General features: G+C 61.3%; 28 protein-coding genes. 20 read left to right on the top strand and 8 right to left on the bottom strand.

Going from position 1 to position 25,073, the window contains the following annotated elements; all coding sequences use genetic code 11:
* Positions 1–121 precede the first annotated feature (121 nt).
* From FOB72_RS17975 to FOB72_RS17960, 4 genes are read right to left on the bottom strand one after another with little or no spacing between them, the layout of a single operon-like run.
* Entirely contained in the window at positions 122–451 is a 330-nt protein-coding gene (locus FOB72_RS17975; protein WP_150374102.1) for a hypothetical protein, read from the bottom strand.
* A complete protein-coding gene (locus tag FOB72_RS17970; protein WP_150374101.1) occupies positions 441–1,667 on the bottom strand; it encodes a DUF1173 family protein in 1,227 nt (408 codons plus the stop codon). Before FOB72_RS17970 ends, FOB72_RS17975 begins: the two co-directional genes overlap by 11 nt.
* An 11-nt stretch (positions 1,668–1,678) precedes the next feature.
* Positions 1,679–3,139, bottom strand: a complete 1,461-nt coding sequence (locus tag FOB72_RS17965; RefSeq protein ID WP_150374100.1) for a 3'-5' exonuclease — start codon at positions 3,137–3,139, stop codon at positions 1,679–1,681.
* The gene (locus FOB72_RS17960; RefSeq protein WP_150374099.1) at positions 3,136–3,678 is read right to left on the bottom strand and encodes a hypothetical protein; all 543 of its coding nucleotides are present in this window, start codon (positions 3,676–3,678) and stop codon (positions 3,136–3,138) included. The genes FOB72_RS17965 and FOB72_RS17960 overlap by 4 nt, the downstream gene beginning before the upstream one ends.
* Positions 3,679–3,754: 76 nt before the next feature.
* Between FOB72_RS17960 and FOB72_RS17955 the strand changes: the two genes are divergently transcribed.
* From FOB72_RS17955 to FOB72_RS17940, 4 genes are all read left to right on the top strand, one after another.
* Positions 3,755–4,270 carry a hypothetical protein gene (locus tag FOB72_RS17955; RefSeq protein ID WP_150374098.1) on the top strand — a complete coding sequence of 172 codons (516 nt, stop codon included), beginning with the start codon at positions 3,755–3,757 and terminating at the stop codon, positions 4,268–4,270.
* A gap of 144 nt (positions 4,271–4,414) precedes the next feature.
* Positions 4,415–4,618, top strand: a complete 204-nt coding sequence (locus tag FOB72_RS17950; protein ID WP_223851546.1) for a hypothetical protein — start codon at positions 4,415–4,417, stop codon at positions 4,616–4,618.
* Positions 4,619–4,717: 99 nt separating this feature from the next.
* Positions 4,718–5,197, top strand: a complete 480-nt coding sequence (locus tag FOB72_RS17945; RefSeq protein WP_150374097.1) for a hypothetical protein — start codon at positions 4,718–4,720, stop codon at positions 5,195–5,197.
* Positions 5,198–5,335: 138 nt separating this feature from the next.
* Positions 5,336–6,229 (top strand): N-6 DNA methylase, encoded by an 894-nt coding sequence (locus FOB72_RS17940; protein ID WP_150374096.1) that lies wholly within the window; start codon positions 5,336–5,338, stop codon positions 6,227–6,229.
* Positions 6,230–6,736: 507 nt separating this feature from the next.
* Here the strand turns inward: FOB72_RS17940 and FOB72_RS17935 are convergent.
* Positions 6,737–8,170, bottom strand: a complete 1,434-nt coding sequence (locus tag FOB72_RS17935) for a PLP-dependent aminotransferase family protein (protein ID WP_150374095.1) — start codon at positions 8,168–8,170, stop codon at positions 6,737–6,739.
* Between the two features lie 154 nt (positions 8,171–8,324).
* On the opposite strand from FOB72_RS17935, the gene FOB72_RS17930 reads away from it, so the two are divergent.
* Positions 8,325–8,771, top strand: a complete 447-nt coding sequence (locus FOB72_RS17930) for a carboxymuconolactone decarboxylase family protein (RefSeq protein WP_109584440.1) — start codon at positions 8,325–8,327, stop codon at positions 8,769–8,771.
* Positions 8,772–9,234: 463 nt separating this feature from the next.
* Here FOB72_RS17930 and FOB72_RS17925 read toward each other — a convergent pair whose 3' ends face one another.
* The gene (locus tag FOB72_RS17925; RefSeq protein ID WP_109584287.1) at positions 9,235–10,071 is read right to left on the bottom strand and encodes an alpha/beta fold hydrolase; all 837 of its coding nucleotides are present in this window, start codon (positions 10,069–10,071) and stop codon (positions 9,235–9,237) included.
* 657 nt (positions 10,072–10,728) lie between these two features.
* On the opposite strand from FOB72_RS17925, the gene FOB72_RS17920 reads away from it, so the two are divergent.
* A protein-coding gene (locus FOB72_RS17920; RefSeq protein WP_223851545.1) for an IS3 family transposase occupies positions 10,729–11,957 on the top strand; the annotation gives its coding sequence in 2 pieces (ribosomal slippage) (positions 10,729–11,071 and positions 11,071–11,957; 1,230 coding nt in all).
* Between the two features lie 97 nt (positions 11,958–12,054).
* On the opposite strand, the gene FOB72_RS17915 is transcribed toward FOB72_RS17920, so the two are convergent.
* Entirely contained in the window at positions 12,055–12,822 is a 768-nt protein-coding gene (locus FOB72_RS17915; RefSeq protein WP_150374094.1) for a response regulator transcription factor, read from the bottom strand.
* 90 nt (positions 12,823–12,912) lie between these two features.
* Between FOB72_RS17915 and FOB72_RS17910 the strand changes: the two genes are divergently transcribed.
* Positions 12,913–13,326, top strand: coding sequence for a hypothetical protein (locus FOB72_RS17910; protein ID WP_150374093.1), 414 nt, complete (start codon positions 12,913–12,915; stop codon positions 13,324–13,326).
* Positions 13,327–13,368: 42 nt separating this feature from the next.
* Positions 13,369–14,877 carry a PLP-dependent aminotransferase family protein gene (locus FOB72_RS17905; protein ID WP_109584439.1) on the top strand — a complete coding sequence of 503 codons (1,509 nt, stop codon included), beginning with the start codon at positions 13,369–13,371 and terminating at the stop codon, positions 14,875–14,877.
* Positions 14,878–15,140: 263 nt separating this feature from the next.
* Here FOB72_RS17905 and FOB72_RS17900 read toward each other — a convergent pair whose 3' ends face one another.
* The gene (locus FOB72_RS17900; protein WP_150374092.1) at positions 15,141–15,566 is read right to left on the bottom strand and encodes a hypothetical protein; all 426 of its coding nucleotides are present in this window, start codon (positions 15,564–15,566) and stop codon (positions 15,141–15,143) included.
* A 376-nt stretch (positions 15,567–15,942) separates the two neighbouring features.
* Here FOB72_RS17900 and FOB72_RS17895 point away from each other — a divergent pair, with 376 nt between their 5' ends.
* The 12 genes from FOB72_RS17895 (at position 15,943) to FOB72_RS17840 (ending at position 24,938) form a co-directional block, all read left to right on the top strand.
* On the top strand, positions 15,943–17,625 hold the full coding sequence (locus FOB72_RS17895) for a PRTRC system ParB family protein (protein WP_150374091.1): 1,683 nt from the start codon (positions 15,943–15,945) through the stop codon (positions 17,623–17,625).
* 77 nt (positions 17,626–17,702) lie between these two features.
* Positions 17,703–18,158 carry a PRTRC system protein E gene (locus FOB72_RS17890; protein WP_150374090.1) on the top strand — a complete coding sequence of 152 codons (456 nt, stop codon included), beginning with the start codon at positions 17,703–17,705 and terminating at the stop codon, positions 18,156–18,158.
* Between the two features lie 10 nt (positions 18,159–18,168).
* Entirely contained in the window at positions 18,169–18,399 is a 231-nt protein-coding gene (locus FOB72_RS17885; RefSeq protein WP_150374089.1) for a PRTRC system protein C, read from the top strand.
* Positions 18,400–18,484: 85 nt separating this feature from the next.
* The gene (locus FOB72_RS17880) at positions 18,485–19,618 is read left to right on the top strand and encodes a PRTRC system protein F (RefSeq protein WP_150374088.1); all 1,134 of its coding nucleotides are present in this window, start codon (positions 18,485–18,487) and stop codon (positions 19,616–19,618) included.
* A gap of 12 nt (positions 19,619–19,630) precedes the next feature.
* Entirely contained in the window at positions 19,631–20,350 is a 720-nt protein-coding gene (locus tag FOB72_RS17875) for a PRTRC system protein B (RefSeq protein ID WP_150374087.1), read from the top strand.
* A 2-nt stretch (positions 20,351–20,352) separates the two neighbouring features.
* Complete coding sequence (locus FOB72_RS17870; RefSeq protein WP_150374086.1) at positions 20,353–20,994, top strand: PRTRC system protein A; 642 nt, start codon at positions 20,353–20,355, stop codon at positions 20,992–20,994.
* Positions 20,991–21,785 (top strand): PRTRC system ThiF family protein, encoded by a 795-nt coding sequence (locus FOB72_RS17865; RefSeq protein ID WP_150374085.1) that lies wholly within the window; start codon positions 20,991–20,993, stop codon positions 21,783–21,785. The genes FOB72_RS17870 and FOB72_RS17865 overlap by 4 nt, the downstream gene beginning before the upstream one ends.
* Positions 21,786–21,981: 196 nt before the next feature.
* Positions 21,982–22,692, top strand: coding sequence for a hypothetical protein (locus FOB72_RS17860; protein WP_150374084.1), 711 nt, complete (start codon positions 21,982–21,984; stop codon positions 22,690–22,692).
* A 78-nt stretch (positions 22,693–22,770) separates the two neighbouring features.
* Entirely contained in the window at positions 22,771–23,109 is a 339-nt protein-coding gene (locus tag FOB72_RS17855; protein WP_150374083.1) for a DUF3085 domain-containing protein, read from the top strand.
* Between the two features lie 268 nt (positions 23,110–23,377).
* On the top strand, positions 23,378–23,851 hold the full coding sequence (locus FOB72_RS17850) for a hypothetical protein (protein ID WP_150374082.1): 474 nt from the start codon (positions 23,378–23,380) through the stop codon (positions 23,849–23,851).
* Positions 23,852–24,074: 223 nt separating this feature from the next.
* A complete protein-coding gene (locus FOB72_RS17845; RefSeq protein WP_150374081.1) occupies positions 24,075–24,458 on the top strand; it encodes a hypothetical protein in 384 nt (127 codons plus the stop codon).
* Positions 24,459–24,467: 9 nt separating this feature from the next.
* The gene (locus FOB72_RS17840; RefSeq protein WP_150374080.1) at positions 24,468–24,938 is read left to right on the top strand and encodes a hypothetical protein; all 471 of its coding nucleotides are present in this window, start codon (positions 24,468–24,470) and stop codon (positions 24,936–24,938) included.
* Positions 24,939–25,073 lie beyond the last annotated feature (135 nt).

The following is a 25,073-nucleotide window of genomic DNA, read 5'->3' as shown; positions in this document are numbered from 1 at the left end:
GTTAGGGGCCGGCGCGGAGCGCGGCGGGAGCAACGGAGGAGGGGGCAGGTGCATGGCGACGGAGAAGTGTTGGACCTTCTCAGCCTATCGACAGGGCAACAATGTCAAGTCGTCCTCGTGTCTACGGGCTCGTGAGCGTCTTCGCCAGCCCAAAGTGAACGGCCGCCGCTCGTAGCTGGCCAGCATCGACCCTGTCCTGCGCAAGCGCCTTCAGTACAACCTGCGCGAAGCCGTGCAGCGCGGCCAGTTCTTCGCCAATCGCTCCGTGGATGTAGAGGTACAGGCCATTGGGCATACGGCGGACGGCGGTTGTTTCGCTCGCCATGCGCTCGAGCAGCATCTCGGCCGACGCAGGGTCAATGCCAAGGTGCCGGTGCAGCAGCGCCGCAGAGGCCGCGCGATGCTGGTGGACGAGCTCGAGTGCTTTCTGGAACAACACATCAGCCTGCATTCGGTGTCCTGCCGCCCACGCCAAGTTCGAGGCCGTTGATCGCGGTATTCACAGCATCCCACTCGATGCATGGGATACCGTGCTCGCGGTAGTGCTGGCGCTTGGCCGCCATTCGTGCGTCGTACTCGGGGCTGCCCGTCATACCCAGCACTTCGATGACGACCTCCGGGTTGACATCGGTGAGCACAAAGTCCGGGTGCACGGCCGCGCGGCCGATGTGGCGCAGGGGCTTGCGGAAGGCGCGCCCGCGGCTGACGAGATGATCGGCCATGGTCACCTCGTGCGAAGAATCGCAGGGCAGAAACTGGCGGCTGGCCAGCATCGCGGCGATATCGACCACGGTCAGGTAGTTCGATCGCGATTTCTCGACCAGCATCACGACGATGCACCGCTGTTCTGCCTTCTCGGTCGCAGCGAGGGCACTACCAAACGAGGCTTGCAGGCGTGCGTAGAGCTCCGCCGACATGAAGTGCGCCTGGGTGTTCTGGTGTAGCACCAGCTTGCCGCCATACTTGCTCTCGCCATGAGACTTGAGCTCGCCAATCAGGATGCCCCGAGGCTTGCCGACCGCTGTCGGGGCAAGGCGGGCCTGCCACGCCTCAAAGGCACCGAGGATTTCCGCCTTGCGTGCCGGGTCCCAGCGCTCCATCACGTGCAGCAGGTCCGCTGCCGCCTTGCCGTTAATGCGGCAGTCGGCGAGTTCCGTCGTCAGTTGTGACCAGCAGGCGCTCCAGCCGCGCGAGCCGGTACCGGGCCAGACGTTGAGGCCTGCCTGCTCCCATGCGTACTCGAGCAGCGCCAGCAGGCCCGCCGAACGGCGCTGCGGCTTCGCGCTTTGCCCATGGGGCGTGCGTTGCACGGTCTTGGTCGGCGTATGGGTGGATGCGGACAAGGTCGCATCAAGCCGGATGTCGTGATGACCGTCGCGGATGCGAAACGCATCGAGACTGTCCGCAGTGCCGCCGCTGGCGTGCGCCTGCCGGTGGAAGGGACAGGCCACGCCGTGATGGTGCGCCTGTTCCGGCCAGCGCGCGAGCAGAAAAATCTCGCGGTGGCGCCGGATGACCAGTTTGGGGCGGGGACGGGCGGTGGTGCAGCCGCACTCGGCAAAGCCCTGGACCGTCTTCGCCCGCTCGAGCTGGCGGGCATAGCGGCCCGGGTCGTCTAGCACGTCGTCGAGCGGGAACTCGGTGCCGCCTATGCGCACAGTGATCATGGTCTGTTCTCCTAGACTCCGGCGTCCCGGAACATCGTGTAGAGGTCGCGGCGAATCTCGCTGACATCCAGCAAATGCCTGGCGCGCGTCATGGCCACATAGAGCAGCCGCATTTCCTCGGCCGCCATGGTCATCTTGCCGTCTTCGCCGTGCTTGAATTTGAAGTCGCCTGCCAGCTGCACGCGATCCCATTCGAGGCCCTTGGCGCGGTGAACGGTGGATACGATGTAGTCGGCCTCGTCTTCGGGCGACACGCGCGTGAGGATCAGTCGGAGGTAGTCCACGCCTTCGTCGTCGATCAGCTTCACCAGCGGCTTTAGGTCGCGGCCGGCGAACGAATCGGCGTACTCCTGCACCTCGTCCCATGTCTCGAAGAGCGCCAGCGTGGCGGGGTAGCTGATGCGCTGCCCCTGCATCAGTTTCTCGGCACCGTCTGCGAAGGCGCGCAGTTCATCGACTTTTGCGCGCACCGCCACCCGATCGCCTCTACCGATACCCTGCGCGAGATGGGTAAGCACCGTGGCGTTCTTGCGACATAGGATCGCGTCATATCTATCCTGGCCCGGCACCGACTCATGCACGATGCGCGATGAGATCTGTTCCTGGCCGCGCACGGGGGTATGCTCATCCATCAGCTGAAGTACGCGGCTCGCGAGCTGGGCAATGGCGGGGCCGAAGCGAAAGGATTCGGTCAGGATGCATTCCGGCGCACGGATATGGTCCATCGCATTGACGGCCCCTCGCCACTCGTAGATCTGCTGGTACGGATCGCCCACGTAGATCACCTGAGCCTGCTGCGCGCGGAGCACTGAAAGCATCAGCCCGTCGGCGTCCTGCGCCTCGTCGAAGAGGATGAAATCGGCGCCGATGCGCGGCCGGCTGCGCTCCCAGAGTTTGACGTACACCCCATGGGAGATCGCGGAAGGGGATGCGGGATCGATGTATTCAGCCCAGAGCTTCTGGACAGACGGTAGCAGCGACTCGCGCAGATGCTGCGCCTCGTTCTCCCTGACGATCGAGGCGACGGGGATATGCCACGCCTGCGGCTCCGCCTGTGCGGAACTACAGAATCGGGCGACGCCATCCATCACCAGTCGCGCGACAGCGGCCGGGGCCAGTTCCAGATCCTTGCCGATGGTAGTGGGGAGACGCAGCTTTCCGAAGCCGTAGCGTAGTGCCAGCTGATACGGAGGCTCGACGGGATTCCTTAGCTTGCGGGTGATCTCCGGCCTGGTAGCGCCGAACGCAAACGAGTGGAAGGTTCGGCAGCGGGTATTCTGTGGGAACTTGCTCGCCGCCTCTTTGGCGATGTCCGTGTTGAAGGCCAGAAGCAGGCCGCGCGCCCGTCCGCGCGCCTCGGCGCTCATACGTAGCGTCGATGTCTTGCCGGCGCCGGCTCGGGCGAAGACCTTGACTGTACTCCCGTCTCGCACGGTGTCGACGACCTGCTGCTGCTCGACAGTCGGCTTCATCGCGCCAGCTCCAGTGGTTGCTGGTTTCCCAGATCGCCGTACCGGCGTGCCATGTACTCACGCTGCCGTGCTGCGGCTTCGGCCACGCGGCGCGCCTGGTCACCGCTGAGTTCGTCCACCATGAAGCTGAAATACAGTGCGGTCGTGGGGCCAGTCCAGAGGCGCCACTTGTCGCGAATCTGCTGCTTTACCGGCTCCGGCAACGAGAAGAAACGGGTACGGGACTCTCTCCAGACACGTGCGTGGAACGCCCGCTGTGTGGCCTCAAAGCGATCCGACTGGCGCTGACGGCGCGCGAACTCGTCGTCAGCACTGTGCTGGTCAGCGGCGACATGGTCGGTAAAGAGCGGATACCGTTCACGTTCGCGCGTCTGCTTGCGGGCAAAGGCGGACTCGCGGCGCGCATTGCGTTGGATGGGAGCGTAGCGTTCGAATCGGAATCGGGTAAAGCGCATGGTGGCTGTGTATTGAGTGTCTGAGACCACGATACCGGCGGCGGCGCAATGTCGAGGCAACTGACGGGCGTAGTTCGCCTGCAACCATTCTGGCTTTAGTGGGGACTGCATTTGGCCCGGAAAGCTTTAGAATTTCGTGCGCTTTTTACCCCGAGATGCCATGTCGTTCGTTCCAACGCCGCAGTTCCGTGAAGTTTCTCTGGGCACCCGCCCGAGGAGCGAGCCCGAGTTCATTGCCGCCGGGCAGCCGCAGTACGCCGATATCGCGCGCCTGGACGCGTTCACGTTCAAGCGGTACCTCGATCGCGTGTTCTGGCATCCGCGGCCGGATGTGTTGCGCTTCGAAGTGCGAGCTACCCCGTCGGCAGAGGGGAGCCGCTACGACGTGGTCGCGCTGATCGGGCGGGGAGAGGGCGAGATCTGGTTCTCGGAGGCCGCGGTGCCCCAGCGCTGGGACTACGTGGCCATCAGCGAAACGACGGACGGTCTTTCCCGTCTGCTGCGCGAATCGGCCGCAGCGACAGGCAAGCTTCCCGATGAATATGAGCCGTTCATGGGGCCGCAGGACTACTCGAATCTCGAGAACCCCGAGGAGGTCGCCCAGCGGCGATGGGCAGTGGTCAACCGGCTGCGTGAGGCAAATCGTCTCGCGCGCCTGGCAACGAAACGCAGTTGAAAGCTCGGCGCGGGCACGCTACTATCTGCCTGCTTCTCCGCGCTACTGCGCATCGACCTCGCCGGCGTACCGGCCATCTTGTTTTTCCACCCATTGGGGCTTTGTCCCCTATGGGTCATGGCTCCATCTTTCTTTGGAGCCATCATGCCTGTTATCGAGACCCGTGAGACCGCCATCGCCGTTGTTGCGTTGGTCGTGATCCTGTTCGCCGCATTGTTCTTCATCGTCACGACGGCGAGCCTCGCACTGCTGTACTTCCAACTGACCTCTCTCGCAACGGCCGTCCTTGTGGTTGCCGCCGCCTGGGTGTTGTCGAAGTTCTCGCATCTCTCTGGCCATCTGGCCTGAGCATCGCCGCGCGCAGTCCTTCATCGGGCTCGCGCGGCTCCTCCTCACCGGGAAACCTCCCGGTTGGGGCGTTTCCCATATCCACAAAGGAAACGCAACATGTCTTACCCCAGAACTACCCGCATCGAAGTCGGCCCCGTGCCCGCGGAAGAGCCGTGCGCGCAGGTGGGCCACGACGACTACAGCGAACGATCGCGGCGCGAGTGTGCCGTGTACATCCGGCAGTTGCAGCGAATCTTCGGTAATCCCGATCCGGCGGAACTCCGATTTGTTCGTTGCGGCTTTCCGCATGAACTCGGGCGCTACCACGAAGTGGTGGCCGTCATGACGGCCGAGGGCGCGAAGCGCTTCGACGAGGCAATGCTTCCGATGCAGTGGGACCACATCGCGCGCGCCGAACTCACCTGGCTCGAGCTTCAGGCGAAATGGCGGGCGACCGTGATGGTCCGTCCCGAAGCACTCGCCTTCGTACCGGACGTGTTCCGGAGCGGGCAGATCCCGCAGTTTCCCAACCATCCCATCGCCCAATGGTGGGCCATGGGGTTCACGCCTGTCACGACGGCTTACCGTCTGCACTGAACCAATTCTTTAACCCTGCCGGGATACGTCCCGGTGGGGCGTTTCTCCGGCCAAAAAGCTGATCGAAATGCCCCACACACATCCGCCGATGGCTTGCCCCGGCACCGCAGCGTACCCGTTTCTGCGTGGGTGGGCGAAATGAGCCGCGCCGCGAAACGAAAGTTCGAAGGCACCGCGAGCGAGCCTCACAAGGCCTTGCTCTCGCACTTCAAGCAGTTCGGCCCCCGATACCCGGTCCACGAGGTGTTCTCCGATTTCGTGGAGATCGCATCCCTGTCCATCAGCAACACCGTTGATCGCCACCAAGCCGAGGCTCGCGAGAAGCGGTACGAAGAGATCATCAAGCGGTACGAGCGCGCGGACCGCGAGCGCTTTCCCCAGATGTTCGGGGCGCTCGTGCAGACGTTCGAGGATTTGGTGCAGGGATGGGTACCGAACGGTGACGGCCTGGCCGATGTCCTTGGCCAGACGTACATGATGCTCGAGCTCGGAAACGACAAGGCAGGGCAGTTTTTTACACCGTACAGCGTCTCGCGGCTCATGGCACGGATGAACATCGGCGATGGTGCTCCGTTCATCCAGCGTGATGGGTTCGTGACGCTCAGCGAACCAGCCTGCGGCGCAGGCGGCATGGCGATTGCCTGTGCCGATGCGCTGCACGATGCCGGCCACAACTACCAGCTGACGATGCACGCCACGTGCATCGATATCGATCCGCGGTGCGTGCACATGACTTATGTCCAGCTGTCCCTGCTGCACATTCCCGCCATCGTCGTTCACGGCAATGCGTTGTCTGTCGAGGCGTGGTCCACGTGGTTCACGCCCGCGCATGTTGTGGGCGGCTGGGGAGAAAAGCTCAGGTTTCGCCGGCTGGCCGAGGCCATGCGGGAGCTGCTCCAGAGCCAGAAGCGCGTAGACGAGACGGAGGGCGCCGACCGTACGGCCGACGTGTCGTTGCGCGCTGACGAAGCTCCCATTCCCGCAGCGGCACTGCGCGTCCTTGTGCCTGACGACCAGCTCGCGCTGTTCTAACCGCAAAACACCCCCGAAATTGGCGAGCTTTCGCCTCCTGCGGGGCGGGGGTCTGACGATAAGATGATCTCTGTAGCACGACACCGCTACAGGCTCTCTCAGATGGACCCGTTCCTACCAGCCCCTCCTTGCGAGGGGCTTTTTTTATGAGACAGCAATTGCGATTGCCGCTCGTTGACTAGGTGGCGCGTTGGGGCGGACCACTGAGCTTTGGGTTACCGATGCGGCACTTGTTCGATGCTCGAAATGAGGACCTTGTCTTTACCCGGGATGGCCGCTTCCGACCCTTTCCGGCCTGTCAGCGTTCCCCTTATTCTGTCCGTTCTTGGGGGCAGATCGGCCATAGCGCAACGCGCGGCGCCAGTGTCGATCCGGTGATGTCAACTGGGGTCCGCTGGCATCGCTTCGAGAGTCCAAGAAGGACGAGAGTATCGAAAGTCTTCTTGATTCGGACAGTCAGGGCCGCTTCCGGGACCACGTTCCGAGGCCGCGTTCGTGATCGTTGGACTAATGTGTGCCAGAACTCGATGAAGCAACGATACTCGCAAGCTTCGCGCAAACGGCACCGATGTTGTCGGGGTGCACGTTCGTCGCGCTGAGTATCAAGCCACCTTGCGCGTGACTGCGGCGAAGGTACCAGGCAGAGAGGGCCGAAGGCGCGAGGCCGTGTGCGCGGGCGATGCCGACGATGACGCGGTCGTCGGCGGATTGTGGGAGCGGTGCGATTACTCCAAGGCCCGCCATCAGCGTGCCTGGCAAAAATTCCCTTACATGCGTTAATGTGAGGCGGCGGCGCTCGGCGTAGAGAGCCTTCATCTGGCGCAGGTGCCGCAGGTAGTGCCCATCCCGCAGAAACTCTGTCACCGCCAATTGGGTTGTCCGGTTCGGAGCTGGGGCCAGCACGGCGGAGACCTCCACCAGGCGCTCCGCCGCTGAACGTGGGGCGACGACGAACCCGAGGCCCAGCGCCGGGCTGATCGTCTTGCTGAACGCTCCGATGTGAACTACGTGTTCGGCACCTTCGCCAGCCGCAAGGGCCGGTGCGGCTCGTCCGTCGAGCTGTATTTCTCCGAGATAGTCGTCCTCGATGATCCAGGCACCCCGTGCCGCCGCCCAGTCAAGCAGCGCGCGCCTTCGTTCAGGCGACATGGTCACGCCCAGCGGTGCATGCTGGCCCGGCGTGACCAGCGCCAGCAAGGCGTCTGGCGCGCTGGCGACGCCAGCTTCCACGCGCAACCCCTCGGCATCAACGGGTACGGGTACGACCTCGGCTCCAATCACCTCCAGCGCGCGTCTTCCCAGCGGATACCCTGGCTCCTCGAGCCACGCCTTGCGTCCATGCGCGCGCAGTGCGGTGAGTGCAAGCATCAGGCCCTGCCGGTATCCGCTGGTGACGAGGATCTGGTCGGGATGACACTGCATCTGTCGGCTTACGGCTAGGTGGCTCGCTATCTGAGCCCGCAGGGCAGGTTCGCCGCGTGGATCGCCATAGGCCGTGTAAGCGATAGCATCGGCACGTACGGCGCGCGTCCGCATGCGAGCCCAGAGCTTGGCGGGAAACGCGTCCTGGGCAGGTACGCCCATTTGAAACGGAAGCGGCGCGCTCGAAAATGGGCGGTTGAAATCCGCCAGAGGCCCGTCGAGCGAAGCTTCGCGGCCTGCTCTCCCGACGTCCAGCCGCGAGCATACGTGTGTGCCCGAAGAGCCTGCGCCGAACACCAGATTCTCGGCGATCAGACGGTCGTAGACCACGCGAATGGTGCCGCGGGCGACACCAAGCTGCGCAGCGAGGTCTCGACCGGAAGGAAGACGCTGTCCAGGTGCAAGCCGACCCTCGACGATTGCCTGTCGCAAGCTCGCATGGATCTGATCGCCGATCGGCATGGCAGTGGCACGGTCCACCAGGATGGACAGCGCAGCGGGCGAGTTCGGGTGAGTCATTTTGGGCCAGTCGTTTCTCCAATTTTTGGGCCTGTATCTTCAATGCCTGGCGGAGTAACTTTGCGTTATGACACGAATCGCGGCCCAAGTCGATAGGCGGCTCGGGCGCGCTGACCGCGACGCTGGACCGAATCACCAACAGAAAAGGACCGAGATGACCCGCTTGAACTGGCAAGAGATAGCGCCTGACGGCGCGAAGGCGCTTTTTGGTATCCACCACTACGTCACGAAGAAGACGGATCTCCCCGAGGAGCTTGTCCACCTCGTGTTCCTCCGCGTCTCCCAGATCAACGGATGCGCGCATTGCATTGACATGCATAGTCGCGATCTCAGAAAGACCATGTCGGTCGACAAGATCACGCTGGTTCCGGTGTGGGATGAAGTTCCGCACCTATTCGCCGAGCAAGAGCGGGCCGCATTGGCCTGGGCGGAGGAAGTGACGCGCGTCAGTGAGACGCATGCCTCAGACGAAGCCTATGCGGCCGCATCGGCAGCATTTTCGCCCAAGGACCTCGTTGATCTCACGATAACGATTGCCGCCATGAACGCATTCAATCGTCTCGGCGCCCCGTTTCGGCTTCCAGTTGCGGCAAAGGCGTAATCGAGGCACGCAATCCACCCGCATGCATTCAGCCGGTTAGCCCAGACAATTGAACACTGATCCTTCAACACTCCTTTGTCGACCGAGGAGTGCTCGAAGAGCAGGCCGCCATTTTCCGTTCCCAATCAGCCGATCATCCGAATGAGAGCCGGATCTTTGGAGGTAGATCGGGCTAATCATTTCTATTGCTACTTGAGGGTTCAAGGTATGGATCGAGGCCGGTGCTTCCGACGGACACTCTCCGGCATTGCCCACGTGCGCGCGCCGTCGTATGGACATCACGCGTACGCCGAAAAGTCTCAGTATGGGGTGCTTGTCAACCATCTGGGCTGCACCGGTACGAAGGTCTCAGCGCATCTCCAGATGGGAGCCCGAGAAAAGTCATTGAAGCAATCATGTGCTCGGGCGTGGCGGGAGCTATCGACGTTGCCATCGACCATCCCTCCACGCTTTATCCCCGATACTACTTCTTCACAAAGGCCAGCAGATCCGGATTGATGACGCCCGCATGCGTGGTGCACATGCCGTGCGGGAATTTCTCATACACCTTGAGCATGCCGTTCCTCAGCAGCTTGACCGACAGCAGCGCCGAGTCCGCAATCGGTACGATCTGATCGTCGTCACCGTGCATGACCAGTGTCGGTACTTCCACCGCTTTGAGATCTTCGGTGAAGTCGGTTTCGGAGAAGGCCTTGATACCGTCATAATGAGCCTTGGCACCGCCCATCATGCCCTGTCGCCACCAGTTTTGAATCACCGGCTGTATCGGTGTCACGCCCGGCCGGTTGAAGCCGTAGAAGGGTCCCGTCGGCAGATCGACGTAGAACTTCGAGCGATTGTCCGCCAAAGACTTGCGCAGTCCGTCGAACGCCTCGATGGGCAGGCCGCCAGGATTGCTCGCGGTCTTGACCATCAACGGCGGAACCGCCCCGATCAACACCAGCTTTGCCACCCGCTTCTGCGGTTGGCCGTGACGAACCACATAGTGCAGCGCCTCCCCTCCACCCGTCGAATGACCAATGTGCACGGCATTCTTGAGGTTGAGATGCTCGACCACAGCGGCGACGTCCGCTGCATAATGGTCCATGTCATGCCCTTCGCTGACCTGAGTGGAACGACCATGCCCGCGCCGATCGTGTGCCACCACGCGATAGCCGTTTTGCAGAAAGAACAGCATCTGGTTATCCCAGTCATCGGCCGACAGCGGCCAACCGTGGTGGAACACGATGGGCTGAGCTGTCTTGGGCCCCCAGTCCTTATAGAAAATCTCAACGCCGTCGCGCGTAGTAACAGAGCTCATCGTCGTACTTCCCTGAGAGGTTGGAACTCGAGTTGTGGATTGGGCAATTGCCGGCATGGCCGGAAGCATCGCGAAGGACAACGTCCCTAAGCCGAGTGCGAGCAGGTCCCGCCGTGCGGAATTAACCTGCATGGCGTTATCGATATCGGTCATCAAAGATAGATCCTCGTTAATGTTTGATACGTGCCGAATGCACGGCAACAATGGCGTATGCCTATTGCATTTTAGATCCAATTCTTGATTATCAGGCGCAACCGGAATTGCGACTTGGTATGGTGACGCATACCTTTGAATCAGGCCGATGGCCGTAGCGGGGCACGTGCCAGTAGTATTAATTGATCCTGTGCTCCTGCGATTGCGACAATGTGGACGCTACCTCTAATACCGGATGGATCCAGTTTTTCACCATAAATGAACAAAAGTTCGTCGACAGTCAGAGGGAATTCCAGCATGCCTCTTGCCGTAGGCCAGGACTTGCAACGGGCTTCTCCCGTCCGGCAACTGATGCGACAAACGTCTTGAATGTTCCCGAAGTACGATGCGTAAAGTCTCGATAGATCCGATACGATACTCACTCGTTCCGAGTCTGGAACAGCCCCCTGAATCGCCGGACACAGTCACCCACTTACAATAGCGGGTAGGCATACGACTGTGTTTATGACTAAAACGAAGCAGGAATTGGTAGAAGTGTTGACGGGGCCGGAGCGCCGGCGGCGGTGGTCGCCTGAGGAGAAGCTTGCGATGGTGCGCGAGAGCTGCGAGCCAGGCAAGACCGTATCGATGGTTGCGCGTCAGCATGGCGTCAATCCCAACCAGCTCTTCCAATGGCGGAAGCTGTATCAGGACGGCAGTCTGTCCGCGGTCAGCGCTGGCGAGGAAGTGGTTCCTGCCTCCGAACTGGGTGACGCGCTCAAGCAAATTCGAGAACTACAACGGCTGCTGGGCAAGAAGACGATGGAGAACGAAATTCTCCGCGAGGCCGTGGAGGTAATGAAGTCGCGAAAATGGATTGCGCGCTCACCCTCATTGCCCGGGGACGACCTGTGAAGCGGGTCTGCGAAGTTCTCGGTGTAGCGCGCTCGAATGTGGCAGAGAAGCTGGCTCGTCCTGCTGACTGGCAGGATGGTCGCGGCGCCAGAAGGATCGATGACGCAGGGTTGGTCAAAGAGATCCGAGATGCGGTGGCACACTTGCCCAGTTACGGCTATCGGCGCGTGTGGGGTGTATTGCGCCGGGAACGCGAGCGCCATGGAGTGCCGCCCGTGAACGTGAAGCGTGTCTACCGGGTCATGCGCGTACACGGACTGATGCTGCAGCGCAGGCCGATTCCACCAAGGCCTCGACGGCGACACGACGGCAAGGTCGCTGTTGACAAGACGAATCAGCGTTGGTGTTCCGACGGCTTCGAGTTCCGCTGCGACAACGGTGAGCCACTGCGCGTGACGTTCGCCCTGGACTGCTGCGATCGCGAGGCCCTGCGCTGGGCGGCAACCACCGGTGGGCATAGTGGAGACGTAGTCCGCGACGTAATGCTGGCCGCCGTCGAGCACCGCTTCGGCAACGCTATGAGAGCTCCAGCAGAAGTCGAATGGCTGACTGATAACGGCTCGGGCTACACGGCCGACAAGACCAAGGCGTTTGCGTCAGCGATCGGCCTGAAGCCGTTGACCACGCCGGTCTGCAGTCCGCAGAGCAACGGAATGGCCGAGAGCTTCGTGAAGACCATGAAGCGCGACTACGTCGCGTTCATGCCCAAGCCCGATGCGCAGACGGCGGCTCGCAATCTGGCGATCGCCTTTGAGCATTACAACGAGCAGCACCCCCATAGCGCCCTGAATTACCGCTCCCCGCGGGAGTTCAGGCGTGCAATGGCCTTATCAATCTAACGGTGTGACCATGTCCGGGGATACGGGGGCAACTCCAGAGTCTGACACACCTCGCTCCAGCGTGACGACAATATTGAGATGCTCAGCCATAGGGACGTTATTCGAGGTTCACGCCCCCACCAGACGATGGCATCTTGAAGTGAACGCCACACACTTCATTTTCGGATTGCAGCTCCAGCCGTGGCGAAGCATTGTCGACATATGTCACGGCCGGGATGCCGTCCGGCATGTGGCGCGGCAAGATGGCGATTTCCACGAGTTCCTTCATTCTCACCAGTTCCGCGAACGAACCGGCGGTCATCTTTCGCATGACCTGACGACGGTGAATCTTCACCGTGACGACGCTCAGTCCTAGGCGATCCGCCACCTGCTTGTTCAGCAGTCCGCAGGTGACCAGCGCCATGACGTCCCTTTCGCGGGGCGTCAATGACACGTACTTCTGCCGCAGGTCGTCCGCCGCCCGCAGGCGCTTGTAACGCGCGATGTCGATCTTCAGAGCTTCACGGACTGCCTCCAGCATCTCTTGATCGCGAAAAGGCTTCTCGATAAAGTCCACGGCACCCGCCTTCATTGCCCCGACGGCCATCGGAACATCCGCATATCCGGAGATGAAAATGATCGGCAGCGCGCGCCGTCCCTGCACAAGAATCGACTGCAATGCCAGGCCACTGAGCCCCTTGAGCCGAACGTCCAGCACGAGGCACGTTGGCCCCTCGGGCGGCGTTATCGCGAGCAGTTCCTCTGCTGACGCGAACAGAAGCACACGCAAATCGACCGAGCGGAGCAGGTTCGAGAGAGCCAGACGGGCGCCCACATCATCGTCGACGATCAAGACCGTTTCTATCGGCTCGAGTGAGCTGTGCATGGGTAATCCTTCCTGCGACTGCCGATAGGTGCGCAGATTCCGTTGAGGCGATTGATTTCATTCTCGACCCATCGATGTTATGTGACTTCGATGACGCAGTTCAAGCGAGCCTATCAGCGGATGGTCTGTTTAATAAGACCAAATCTTGCCATATTCAGCAGCTTGGACTGGTCCATGGTCGATGAAGATTCGTTCCATTTTGGTGCGTTGCCGGTAACCGCGTTGCGTCACCATGTTGGCCGACCGCGACAAGAATCCACTACCGGGACCAACGGAATCCAGCGTAGTTATGGCACAGATGGTCCACTCAGTTATGCTGTCAGTGCGCCTAGCAAACGTTGGTCAACCTATACGACACTGCGAACGGCGGCACTGCTGATGGATACCATCGTTGCTGCACGAGGAACAAACCAGGGCGTCGTGCTCAGCTTACTGGCGAAAGAACGAAAACAATCACACATAAGAATCTGCCAGAAGAATGGTGGATTGCGGATGAAATATTAAAATTGTTTGTTTTTCTTATGTTCGGTGCTTTTAGTAATTGATATGCTGTTAAACAAGCAATTTGATTTGGATCGCAAGGATTACGAACTGTCTTATCCGGTCACAACGCTTCACGATCAAATCTATGAACGGTTTCGATCGCAAATCGAGCAGGGCCGTCTCCGGCCCGGTCAGCGCGTTGCCTCACTGAGGGCGATGGCCATGGAGCTCGGCGTCGCGCGTGGCACCGTTCAGGTCGCCTACGACCGGCTTGTGGGTGAGGGATATTTGGTGGCCCGAGGGCCCGCCGGCACGTTCGTGTCCGACTCTACGCCGCTCCTCCGCCAGCGGCCTAGCCGCGATGGCGCGGATGGCGCGGCCGGCAACACCGCGACCATGGCATGCTTCCGAGCGATGGAGCACGACGAGAGTCTGGCGCTCGGCGCCACCGGCGTACCGCCGACCATCCTGCAGCCGGGATACCCCGCCCTGGATGAGTTCCCGCATAAGGTTTGGGCCAGACTGATAGGGCGTCAGGCCCGACGTATCACCACGCTGCTCAAGCCAGCATTGCACGGCTATGCGCCACTGCGAGACGCCCTGGCTGGACACCTGAATCGTGCGCGCGGCCTCGATGTCGAGCCATCACAGGTGTTCGTGGTGCCTTGCTATGCGTCTGGACTCGAGCTGGCGTTCACGGCGCTGAAACTGGCCGGGGAAATAGGCCGTGAGAGCCCTTCGGACGTGTGGGTCGAGTGCCCCGGGTTCCCTACCACCGCAGTAATGGTGGAGCGCCTGAACGCTCGGCCCTGCCATGTGCCGGTCGATCAGCAAGGCATCAACGTCGGCATGGCCGCCCAGTCGTTCCGAAGTGCAAGGGTCGCGATCGTGACCCCCTCGCATCAGAGTCCCACCGGCGTGTCGCTGGCGCTGCCGCGCAGGGTGGCATTGCTCAATTGGGCAAGGACCAACAGGGCGTGGATTTTCGAAGACGATTACGATGGCGAGTATCGCTTCCGCGGACACCCGCTTCCCGCGCTCAAGGCGCTGGACAATGCGGATCGCGTGATCTACGCCGGGACCATGTCGAAAGTCATGTTTCCGGGGATGCGTATTGCCTATATCGTGGCACCCAAGGCGCTCGTCACGGCGTTCGCGCAGGCCAGCCAGCGCGCGGTATACGGCGGTTGCCCCGAACTGATGCAAGCCGCGCTTGCGGAGTTTATCGAACAGGGTCACTTCTCGCGCCACATCAAGCGCATGCGGGCGCTATACGCACGGCGGCGCACGCTGCTGGTCCAGGCGCTGCGGCGCCATTCGGACAAGGGCTACTCGGTCACGCTGGAAAGCGGCGGCATGAATCTGCTGCTGGATGTCCCGGAAGGCGAGGACGACGTAGAACTCGCCCATCGGGCTCGGAAAGCAGGCATTGAGGTATTCTCGCTCACGGCCTGGCGCAAAGGAAAGGCCGGCCGGCGCGCGCTGCTGCTTGGATACACCAATATCACCTCCGCCGAACAGGCCGAGGCGCAGGTCACCGCGTTAATGCGTGCCCTGCAGCCCGCCGCGTAGCTGGACCGCCTAGTCCGATTAAACGATACACGTGAGCTCAGATAGTCGGCTGCTCCAACTGCCGCAATAACTCACGACCCGTGGGCTGGGGCCTTGCCGGCGCGTCCGTAAGCGGCGACGTCTAGCTGCCGCTCAAAGGCTCCGATCGGCTACCTGATGGCCGATCCTAAGCACACACCGGCTGCTTGGGTGCCACAATGAAATGACTCCTCTTGGCCGTTTTGGGACGCTGTGTACGGTCACGGCGCGTCACTGTCGAGGGATCACGGTTCTTCGACCAGCATGTTTGCGGGATCTTTCTCAACGATCGCTAACATCTGCCGGTAGAGAACATCTGCGCTCCCCGAGGACCGGCCGCCCAACAGCTTTCCCAAGATCGAGCGTTCAGCGGCCACAAAGCATGACCAGATCACCTCCGTTGCAGGAGAGCGCCCAGTCGATCTCTCGGCGTCGGCCGGGTCCTCCTCGACGCGACCACAGCCGATCCATAGTCGAGAGGGTTTTCGCTGCACGACGATGCACCACCCCCAGTCTTCGGGGATAACGGCCTCGACGGCTTGCCCCTCACTCTCGAGGCGGTCGCGCAACCATTCGGCCAACTGTCGCCCCGCCGGGGCTTTCGCGTAATTCGGCCCACCAGCTTCGGCGTCAAACAAGGTCGATCGAAACCACATCTGATGTTGGCTCATAGCCCGGTTCTTCCCGCCTCGCGATGCATTGGATGTTGGATGCGATGATATCGAATGGGCGGCGGAGGCGGCCTGCTGCTGAGGAGGGGTGTTGCACAGATGCCGATAAGCCGTCGATGGTCGAGCCACACGGGACGCTGAGCCGATCGCCGCTCCTGTCGCCATTACCCCCGTGCTTACCAGCTTGAAAGCCGGAAGCATTTTAGGTATTCTCTGCGCACCTACCGCGTCCAAGACGCATCGACCCTGCACCGCAAGGTGCCAGCATCTGTAGTAAGCGACTCGCCGGCATAGCCTGGCAGTTCGCCTTTCGATCCCATCGGGAACCACGTTCCCGGTGCGGCAACGGGTTCCCCATTTCCGCGAGAACCCACAAATGCAAACTCCCACCGTAGTTGTTGGCAAGATCCGTCCTGGCCGTAATCCGCGCAAGTACTTCGATCCTGCCGAAATGGGCGAGCTCACCGAGTCCGTCCGGGTCAATGGTGTGCTTCAGTCCATCCTGATTCGCCCTGTCGAAGAAGACGAGGGCGGCCGTGAGTACGAGGTCGTGGCAGGTGAACGCCGCTACCGCGCAGCCCTTGCGGCCCACGGCGAAGGCTATCCCGTCCCGGTCATCATCAAAGTTATGACCGATGCCGAAGCAGATAGCTTTGCGCTCATCGAGAATATCCAGCGTGCCGACATGGCCCCCTCCGAGGAGGCGGTGCAAGCGGCTAAGATCGTCGGCTGGCTGCAGGGCGACCGCGATGAGGCGGCTCGTCAGCTAGGCTGGTCGCGATCGACGCTCGACAAGCGCCTGGCGCTGATGAACTGCAGCGAAACCGTTCTGGAATCGCTCAACACCCGCACAATTCAGCTCGGCCATGCCGAACTGCTGGCAACGCTCGAGAAGGGCACGCAGGACAAGCTGCTGCCTGTCATTGTGAGCGAGAAAAAGCCTGTTGCCGAACTGAAGAAGACGATCGAGGCCGCCGCGTGCAGCCTTGAGAAGGCGATCTTCGATAAGGCGCAATGCACCACCTGCCAGCACAATTCCTCGTTGCAGACGGAGATGTTCGGCGAGGCAATCGCGACGGGCAACTGTACCAATCGCGCCTGCTACACCGAGAAGACCGATCGAAAGCTCGAAGGCATTGCCTACGGGCTGAAGGACGAGTACCAGGTCATCCGCATCGTTCGCGCGGGCGACAACGAGACTCGCGTCCAGTTGTTGGTCGATGGCCCGACCGGGGTTGGCGAGGAACAGGCGAAGGCCTGCCACGGCTGCCAGAATTTTGGCGCCGCGGTGAGCGGCCTCCCGGGATCTCTCGGCAAGGTCTATGGTGGCCAGTGCTTCGACACGGTCTGCAATTCCGAGAAGGTTGCCGCCCGACTCAAGGCGGAGCGCGACGCGAAAGCGGCAGCGCAGAAGCCTGCGGCGAGCGCACCTGGTGCAGGCAAGTCGGCTCCCGCCAAGGGGGACGGCAAAGCCGCTGTACCGACCGAGAAACCCGTGACGTCGATCAGCGAGTCGGAGAAGGTCAAGGCCTATCGGACCGATCTCTGGCGTAAGGCCCTGCGCAAGGAAGTCGCGCAGAACGCTGCGCTGGCCAACTCGTATCTGATCTCGATCGCTCTGAGCGGACTGGCGCGCAACATCGCCGGCGACAAGATGGGCAAGATCTTCGAGAAGCTGACCGAGCAGAAGGCGTCTTCGACCCTGCAAGGCTGCCTTGGCGCCGTGCAGTCGCTGGACGACGGCAAGCGTCATCAGCTGACCGTCGCGCTGACTGTGGCGGCGATTGACGGCATGGAGGTCACGAATCTTCGTGACCTTTGCCGCTATCACAAGCTTGACCTCAAGCTGCACTGGAACCTGCAGAAGTCGCAGGACTTCCTGGAGATGCTCACTAAGTCCGAAATGAAGGTGCTCGCGGACGAGCTGGGCATTCGCAAGGCGCTGGGCGATGGGTTCGCCAAGCTGTTCAACAAGTCGAAGGCCGAAGTCGTCGCCGGTCTTCTGGCGGTCGAGGGCTTCGACTACACCGGCAAGGTGCCCAAAGTGCTGGGCTGCTGACCGGGATTCACTCTCCACTCTGCAGATGGGCGCCGCCGGCGCCCATCTGTCTTCCTATTCCCTCAAAAGGATTCACCATGTTCACTGAATTGGTACCGCTCGTACGCGCGAGCGACAAGGTGGTCATTACGCTCACGATGCAGGGCGACAGCATGTCCGTCGTTGTGCTTCCGGTCATCAAGAGCGCTGCGGATGCTGCGTTGACCACTCCTCTTTCGCTGTCGGCGACACCCGTGGAGTTGGACGGCGAGTTTGCGGCTGCGGTTGCGGGCGTCACTGCTTCGCACCGCTCGCTTGCCGAGCAGGTTGAAGCAACGAAGTCGATCCTCGACGCGGCCAAGACCACCCAGTCGTCGAAGGCAACGAAGGCGCTGGCGAAAGCGGCCACGCCGTCGAAGCCGAACGATGACGATGACGCGGACGACGATACGGAAGGTGCTACCCCGGCAACGGGTGAAGCACAGGCCGGATCGGAAGCTGCGCCGACCACCACGCCGGTGTCTTCGGGCACCGACCTCTCATCGCTGCTGTAAGGAGACTGTCATGGCACTCGAAGTCATCAAGCTGATCCGTCAGTTCTCCTACAACGGCATGACGTTTGTCGACGTGGGTCCGCAGTTCACTCCGGACCAGGTGCGCGACGTTTATTCCGCCCAGTACCCCGAGTTGACCACCGCTGCGGTGGACGGCCCGGAGGTGAAGGACGGGATTGCCCGTTACACGTTCGTGCGCGCCGCCGGCGCCAAGGGCGCGGCATGCGCAAAGCTGACCTGATGAAGGCACTGGCCGCTGGCCAGTTCCCCACAACCACTGAGCCGCCCGGAAGGGCGGTTTTTTTTCATTCTGAGGAGACTCAACAATGCTGTTCGATCCTCGGTCGTCTGTTCCAGCGCTCGATGGAGGGCAACCCGGATGGTCGTTTGCGCGACAACATCCCGTTGCCAGACATCGACCTGCCCATGATTTTCTGACGCTGCCGGCGCTGCCGCCAGTCGTACCCGCACACGGTCTTCTGAACTACGGAGACGAGGCCGATCTGAAGGAATTCGTCATCGCGCAGTTCCGCGCGGGGGTGCTCGACACTGAGGCCGTCGTGTCCCCGCATTCTGCTGGCGACGCGTTCGCGCAGGGCTTCAATGCATGGCTCGGTCCGCGCCTGCCGAAGACCCGAGCACTGAAGTTCGACTTTGTTCTGGTTGACCATGCCAGCGTCCTAAATGAACTCTCCGAGTTCGGCTGGGACCCGCGCGAGGAGTCGGCGCTCTACCTTGGCATACGGCTCGAAGAAGAAAACGTCTACACGCTCACGACCGAACGCGCCGAGGCATTGCGCAGTCTGCATCCCTGCCTCATATACACCTTGTTCCATCTCATTCGTGCGGCGACCGGTAAATCGCTGTACGTACGTACACCGGACGACCTGCTCGATATGTTCGCGCGCTGGCATTGGGACTTCGAGGCACTCACTGACGACAACGCGGCGCGTGAGTGCCTTGCGGAGCGGTTCGGGGAGGGCGACTCGGATATCGAGCGTTGCCTGCCGTCGGTGGTTCGGCCGGAGTTGGCGCCTGACGAGTCGCTGCCAAAACATGCCTGGATGCAGAAGGACAGGAAATTGTCCGCGTTGAGCCGGCGGCGGCTCCGTGAGCTGGCACGACGCGGCCCGAAGGACTGGCGCGGGAAGCTGTGCGGCGCGCTTGCTGATCTCGACCTCGCTCTGGAGCATCTGGGAAAGGGCTCGCTGCTGGCCAACTCCCAATGGGCCGAGCCTGCCTATTCCGCGGCGACGATCGCATACGCGGATAGCGACTACGTCGGTGAAGTGCTGGATGACCACTACGAGTGCGCAAGCGGGGGTGGCTTTGCGACGTACTTCCAGTGCTTCATTCCCCTGGCTAGCAAGCCTGCTGCAATTCGCAAGCAATACGCAGTTCTTGAAAACACCCTTGAGCTGATCGCTGCACTGGATCGAATGCTCGAGCATCTCTTATGAAAGGAGGGCCACATGGCCGAACTTCAGACCGCATCGCGGTCGCATGACGTGGCTCTTCAGGGGGCCATTTTGCTTTATGGCTCACGGCCCGGCGAGTTTTCCTACGGTACCGCGCACCGCATCGAGACCACCCCTACCGGGCAGCCGATTCTTGGCGCCGGCGTTCCGCTCAACCGCGATGCTGTTTTTCACGCCGTTCGTGAAATTGCAGAGCATGCGTTACCCAAGGGCGAGTTCCTGACACCGAACGTGCTTTCAGTCAGCACCGAGGCCGTGACGTGGTGGTGTCCGGCAGCGAAGCGCCGCGTGTTCTTCGATTGCAAAGAGCTGGGGCAGCGCAACGCGATCGTGCCGCATCCCGCGTTGGTGTTTCAGGCGTCTCATGCCGGCTTCAGCGTTTTCGCGCTGCAGGACGAAGAACGTCCGGTGCCGGGCAGCGCGCTGTTCGAGCCGCCGTACTTCAACACGTGGGACCGCGGGCGGATCTGCATCGGCACCGCACACGTACCGAAGCAGATCGACGTCGCCTCAATCGCCGGCTGGGAGGAGGGCTTCTTTAACTCCGCCTTCACTCATCCGAATCACGGCACCAGGCGCGTCGAGTACGAGCGCGGTGCTTTTGCTTTCTGGAAGGACATGCTCGATGGTCAGTTCGCTGACTTTCCGAAGCAGGTTCTCGTCCCTATGAAATGGAAGCTGGCCGATCTGATCGCCGGCAAACTGGAGAATTAATCATGCATCCTGCCGATATGGCATTGCAGCAATCGTTTCCCTCCGTGATGGTGCCGCGCTTCGGCGAGGTTGCTCCCATGGGTGGCTCCGGTGAGCGACTGCTCATCGCTGCCAATGGGGTGTTTCTTGAGATCGTGCGGCCATGGATTCGCGTCGTCCGTCTCCTTGGTAAGTTCGAGCATCGCACCGCCATTCCGTACGGTGAGGCGGTGGAGGTGACGGAGTTGCTCTGCGGTTGTGTCCCGCCAGACGTCATTGGTGAGTTCGCGGTGATGGCGCGCGCTGCGTATCCCAACGAGACGGGCGCTTTCGTGGTCTGGAACTGTCGCACGCATGCGTTTCGGTTGATGCCCGTGCGAGTGCTGGATCAGGGGATGGGCCATCTGAAGTACGAACGCCCCACGCTGGCGGATGACGAAGTGCTGGTGGTGGACTGCCACTCTCATGGTGGCCATCCGGCATTCTTCTCGTCTACCGATGATACGGACGACCGCCACGACGTGAAGTTCGCGTTCGTCATGGGTAGCTGCAACGCCGTGGTGCCATCGCTGGCGCTGAGGCTGTGCGCCAAGGGGATCTTCGAGAACGTCGAGAAGGTCCCGTTTGAGTGGTACGCGGCTGCACGGGCGGAGGTTGCGGTATGACGTATGTTCATCGCATTCCTGAGCATATGCTGAGACGGGCCTGGCGTGTCGTGGTAGTCGGTGCCGGCGGTACTGGCAGTGCGCTGTTGCCGAATCTCGCGCGCTTGCATCATGCGATGCTCGAACTCGGACACCCCGGTGGCATTGACTGTACGGTCTACGATGACGATACGGTCAGCGAGACCAACGTCGGCCGGCAGGGCTTTTATCCGGTCGACGTCGGCCAGCACAAGGCGCCGCTGATCGTGAACCGGCTCAACAACCTGATGGGTACGCGCTGGGAAGCGCATGTCCAGCGGATCGGCTCTGCTGACCGCCTTGCGTGTGACATGGTCATTGGCTGTGTCGATAGCCGCGCCGCCCGCAAGGCGATCGTGGACGCCATGCAGCGCGGCACCGGTGGCTACTACCTCGACTGCGGCAACAACGCGGACGACGGTCAGGTAATTCTCGGCCAAGTCCGCGGCAAGGCAACGGAGCGTCTGCCGCACGTTGGCGATCTGTATCCGCAGCTGCTGGACCCGAAAGGGGACAAGGCGGACGCCGCGCCGTCCTGCTCGATGGCGGAGGCATTGCAGAAGCAGTCGCTCGTTATCAACATGGCGATCGCGGTGCAGGCCTACAACCTGCTGTGGACGTTGTTCCGTACAGGCACGCTGCAGTTTTGCGGCGCCTTCGTGAACCTCGCAACGGGCAGGACAAGTCCTCTGCCCGTCGATCCTGCAGCATGGGAACGCTTTGGCTACACGCTGAACGCCCCGAAGAAGCGCAAGTCGCGCCAGACCGTTTGAACAGCCACTCTCGACTCACGTCGAGAGTGGCCTTTTTCTTATGTGGCACCGTTGCAATCGCGCGTACCTGGCTGCTAAGATGCCGCCACACCTCGCGCCATAGGCGCATCGACTTCGTGGCCATGGCCACACATCTTTCTCAACCCGTTGGGGCACCTGCCCTGGCGGAGTGCTCCACTTTTTTTGGAGCACATTCATGAGTATCTCTGTTGCTGAATCTCAATCGCCTCTGGCCCTACGTCGCATCTTTGTGACGTGCCAGCGGATGCCCGTGGTCGCTATCGCATTCTCGAACGGGAAGCCTTGGCAACCACTCCGAGCGCCTTTGTTCACGCGGCACGAAGGCCTGCAGTTGTGCCAATACATACGCAGCCTGAGCTTCGACAAGAGCCGGAACGCGTTCGCGCTGGTCGAGGATGGGCGCGTGACGTGGTTTGACGTCTCGCCTCAGGTCATCGATGGCAAGATGATGGAGTTCTATACCATCGGCCCGGACTGGGGTTGGAAGCTGTCGGAAGTTGACCGAGTGCCCTCTGGCGAGCCGCTATTTGTGAACGTGCGGCCCGCCGTGCTGGAGTGGATTCAGTCGCTGGCCGCCGACGCGTACGTTGGCCAGTCCGCTTTCTGCTCCTTCCTGATTGCCGGTTACGTCGAACAACGTATGGAGCTTCAGCACGCGCTGGATCTCTCGCGCTTCGAGGCACTCCTGTGTATCGCAAGCAAGACGCCAGTCGGCCCGAATGTCGTCCGCGTCGCCGTAGTGGTGGAGAGCAGGGTCGGCATCGTGGATGCGCTTGCGCACCTGAGTTCCGATGCGACCTTTAATGCGCTGGCGTTGCAGCATCGACGCGAGCGCATTGTCGAAGCCATGCTCGACCAACTGGCACGCGAAGTCGCCGGAATCTGAACCCAACCAACCCTTTCTAACCCGTGCGGGGCGTCTCCCGTAGGGGAGTGCTCCGCCAATCCTCTGGAGCACTTATCCATGGCGCAAATCACCCTTTCCCGTTCCCAAGTCGAATCCCTGGTCGCATTCTGCGAAGCCGCCGGATCTGAGAGGTACTACGTTGCCAGAGACCGCGGCGCTTTCGTCGGCTATATGACTGGGTTCACCCCGGACAAGCAATGCATTTTCTACTTTAAAGGCTGCGATCCGTCTAAGGACGAGGACTACTACGAGAACACTCTCCTGATTTTTGGCGGCGACGATGTCGGGATAGACATGGAAGTCGCCGACCTGCGAGAAGCACTCGCTAAGCCGGCCGTCAAGAAGATCCGCATCAAGGTGACGACCCGCTCGGTAGTCCTTAAGCTGCTGTCCTGACGGCTGAAGCCATTGAAAGGTCCGTTCTTCTGCGATGGCTATGCCACGGAGGTGGATCCGGTCTTCGAATAAGCCATCTCGCGGAAGGTGTCAAAACGATAGCTGCGATCAGCAATTGCTGAACGCGGGGTAAGCCTGCTACCATTACTTCATCACCCGCGTCTCAGACGCATCGACCTTTCCGGTTGTATAGCCGGACATTTGTTTTTCTCCCACCTACGGGCCATCCTGCCCGTAGGCATGTTGGCCCATTTTTTCAGAGGCCATCATGCTCAAGCGCGTCATTTCGCTTTTCCTTGCTTCGATTGTCTTCACCGGCTGCGCTGCTCAGCAGACGTCTCCGAACAGCTACCGCAGTTCGGAAGCGCTGCGCACGGGCTCCGCGGAAGTCGTGACCGTCGTTCGTCTCCGTCAGGTGACGATCATCGACAGTGACGGCTATTCGTCGGCCAACAGCGGCATTCCTGGCGTTGTTGGCGCGCTCGTCGGCGGCTTGCTCGGCGCGCGTGTGATTGGCGGCGGAATCGGTCGCTATGTTGCAGGCGCCATGTCCGGCACTGTCTCGGCAGTGCTGGCACAGGGCGTCGCGTCGCAGCTCAACCGTCGTGCTGGCGTGGAAGTCATTGTCCGCAAGGAAAATGGCACACAGATCGTGGTCACGCAGGATGCCGATCAGCAATTCGCCACCGGGCAGCAGCTTTACCTGGTGTCGTCCGGCAACGGTTATCGCCTGACGCGTTAAGCGGGCTCCCGTCGGGGCTCCATATCTTTGTCTCCCGCGCGGCTTGCCGCGCGGGCCAACCCATCGCAAGCCCGAGAGGGCTTGCCCAAGCCCTGCGGCTTCGGCAAGCCGTTTTCACCCGCGTCAATGACGCATCGACCCTGTCCGGCACTGCCCGGACCAACCCAGCTGGGACACACTCGTCCCGCAGGGAGGGGGTGTCCCGTTCTTACCTTGGACACCCATGAAACTCCCCAAATCCTTTACCCGTCGGCATCCGCCGACCCATCCTGCCGCATGCGAGGCTGTCCGTCAGGATGCCTGCCGCGTGTTGCGCCGTTTTGCTGGTGATATGGCACTGCGACCACGCGATTTCACGATTCGTGAGCACCGCCAGCGTCGTCGTAAGGTGAACGTGTTCGCCTTGCACACCGATTCCTTGCTGGTCGAGATTCACCACCCTGCCGGTGCGGAGGGTGGAGTGCGCATGTCCTACCGCACGTGCCGCGGCCGTGATGACCTTACGGGTGGCCGTGACAATGCGGTCACCATGGAGTCGTTGGCCAGCGCCCAAGGCTATGCCGATCTCGTTGCCACGCTACGCGTGGTAGCCGGGCGTCGTGGTTAGGGGGAATCTATGTCCACGCTAATCAAGGTGACCTTTCTCGCCACGTCGGGGGAAGAGGTGTCTGGGAAGGCAAAGATCGATCGTCCCAATGGCCTCGTGACATTGCCGACACGCATCTCGGCGTCCATCGACCGTGCCAAATCTGCGGGAGAGGGGTTCGAGGTCGTGGCCCATGACAACGGATACCTGTATCCGCTGTTGCATGTGTCGGGCAGTCAGTACCGGCTGGACGGAAGTTCCCGTTTGCGCCCTGGGCTCCTGAGCCTTGCATGGCGTGCGATCACGGCGCCCCATAAGGACCAGCGCCAGCAGTATGGGCGCTTCGCCCATACACTCTCAGCGGCCGCACTGATCGGGCTCGCCGGCTATGTCAACTCGGTTTCGGCTTGGTCGCTTTATTCCGCGTTGCAGGCGTTCAGCATGTTGGCCGGTGGTGTTGTATTATTCATGGCAGGAGCAGTCCTAGCCAAAGGAGATTGACATGATGGGTATCGTAGTTCTGGTCTTATCGGTCGGAATTTCGGCGTTCTTGCTGTGGGCAGACCGCAACGGCCGTCGCGTTCACAAGGACTGACGCCAATCCATTCTCAGGAGCCGATTCGTCGGCTCACCGCT

Source organism: Cupriavidus pauculus, from assembly GCF_008693385.1.
Lineage (GTDB): Bacteria > Pseudomonadota > Gammaproteobacteria > Burkholderiales > Burkholderiaceae > Cupriavidus > Cupriavidus pauculus_D.
Note: the sequence above shows the minus strand (reverse complement) of the source record. Positions and strands in the feature narration are given on the sequence as shown.

What these genes read in the sequence shown, in the direction of transcription:
- FOB72_RS17975 (WP_150374102.1), bottom strand. Translation starts at nt 451, where the DNA reads ATGCAGGCTGATGTGTTGTTCCAGAAAGCACTCGAGCTCGTCCACCAG.
- FOB72_RS17970 (WP_150374101.1), bottom strand. Translation starts at nt 1,667, where the DNA reads ATGATCACTGTGCGCATAGGCGGCACCGAGTTCCCGCTCGACGACGTG.
- FOB72_RS17965 (WP_150374100.1), bottom strand. Translation starts at nt 3,139, where the DNA reads ATGAAGCCGACTGTCGAGCAGCAGCAGGTCGTCGACACCGTGCGAGAC.
- FOB72_RS17955 (WP_150374098.1), top strand. Translation starts at nt 3,755, where the DNA reads ATGTCGTTCGTTCCAACGCCGCAGTTCCGTGAAGTTTCTCTGGGCACC.
- FOB72_RS17950 (WP_223851546.1), top strand. Translation starts at nt 4,415, where the DNA reads ATGCCTGTTATCGAGACCCGTGAGACCGCCATCGCCGTTGTTGCGTTG.
- FOB72_RS17945 (WP_150374097.1), top strand. Translation starts at nt 4,718, where the DNA reads ATGTCTTACCCCAGAACTACCCGCATCGAAGTCGGCCCCGTGCCCGCG.
- FOB72_RS17940 (WP_150374096.1), top strand. Translation starts at nt 5,336, where the DNA reads ATGAGCCGCGCCGCGAAACGAAAGTTCGAAGGCACCGCGAGCGAGCCT.
- FOB72_RS17935 (WP_150374095.1), bottom strand. Translation starts at nt 8,170, where the DNA reads ATGACTCACCCGAACTCGCCCGCTGCGCTGTCCATCCTGGTGGACCGT.
- FOB72_RS17930 (WP_109584440.1), top strand. Translation starts at nt 8,325, where the DNA reads ATGACCCGCTTGAACTGGCAAGAGATAGCGCCTGACGGCGCGAAGGCG.
- FOB72_RS17925 (WP_109584287.1), bottom strand. Translation starts at nt 10,071, where the DNA reads ATGAGCTCTGTTACTACGCGCGACGGCGTTGAGATTTTCTATAAGGAC.
- FOB72_RS17915 (WP_150374094.1), bottom strand. Translation starts at nt 12,822, where the DNA reads ATGCACAGCTCACTCGAGCCGATAGAAACGGTCTTGATCGTCGACGAT.
- FOB72_RS17910 (WP_150374093.1), top strand. Translation starts at nt 12,913, where the DNA reads ATGACGCAGTTCAAGCGAGCCTATCAGCGGATGGTCTGTTTAATAAGA.
- FOB72_RS17905 (WP_109584439.1), top strand. Translation starts at nt 13,369, where the DNA reads ATGCTGTTAAACAAGCAATTTGATTTGGATCGCAAGGATTACGAACTG.
- FOB72_RS17900 (WP_150374092.1), bottom strand. Translation starts at nt 15,566, where the DNA reads ATGAGCCAACATCAGATGTGGTTTCGATCGACCTTGTTTGACGCCGAA.
- FOB72_RS17895 (WP_150374091.1), top strand. Translation starts at nt 15,943, where the DNA reads ATGCAAACTCCCACCGTAGTTGTTGGCAAGATCCGTCCTGGCCGTAAT.
- FOB72_RS17890 (WP_150374090.1), top strand. Translation starts at nt 17,703, where the DNA reads ATGTTCACTGAATTGGTACCGCTCGTACGCGCGAGCGACAAGGTGGTC.
- FOB72_RS17885 (WP_150374089.1), top strand. Translation starts at nt 18,169, where the DNA reads ATGGCACTCGAAGTCATCAAGCTGATCCGTCAGTTCTCCTACAACGGC.
- FOB72_RS17880 (WP_150374088.1), top strand. Translation starts at nt 18,485, where the DNA reads ATGCTGTTCGATCCTCGGTCGTCTGTTCCAGCGCTCGATGGAGGGCAA.
- FOB72_RS17875 (WP_150374087.1), top strand. Translation starts at nt 19,631, where the DNA reads ATGGCCGAACTTCAGACCGCATCGCGGTCGCATGACGTGGCTCTTCAG.
- FOB72_RS17870 (WP_150374086.1), top strand. Translation starts at nt 20,353, where the DNA reads ATGCATCCTGCCGATATGGCATTGCAGCAATCGTTTCCCTCCGTGATG.
- FOB72_RS17865 (WP_150374085.1), top strand. Translation starts at nt 20,991, where the DNA reads ATGACGTATGTTCATCGCATTCCTGAGCATATGCTGAGACGGGCCTGG.
- FOB72_RS17860 (WP_150374084.1), top strand. Translation starts at nt 21,982, where the DNA reads ATGAGTATCTCTGTTGCTGAATCTCAATCGCCTCTGGCCCTACGTCGC.
- FOB72_RS17855 (WP_150374083.1), top strand. Translation starts at nt 22,771, where the DNA reads ATGGCGCAAATCACCCTTTCCCGTTCCCAAGTCGAATCCCTGGTCGCA.
- FOB72_RS17850 (WP_150374082.1), top strand. Translation starts at nt 23,378, where the DNA reads ATGCTCAAGCGCGTCATTTCGCTTTTCCTTGCTTCGATTGTCTTCACC.
- FOB72_RS17845 (WP_150374081.1), top strand. Translation starts at nt 24,075, where the DNA reads ATGAAACTCCCCAAATCCTTTACCCGTCGGCATCCGCCGACCCATCCT.
- FOB72_RS17840 (WP_150374080.1), top strand. Translation starts at nt 24,468, where the DNA reads ATGTCCACGCTAATCAAGGTGACCTTTCTCGCCACGTCGGGGGAAGAG.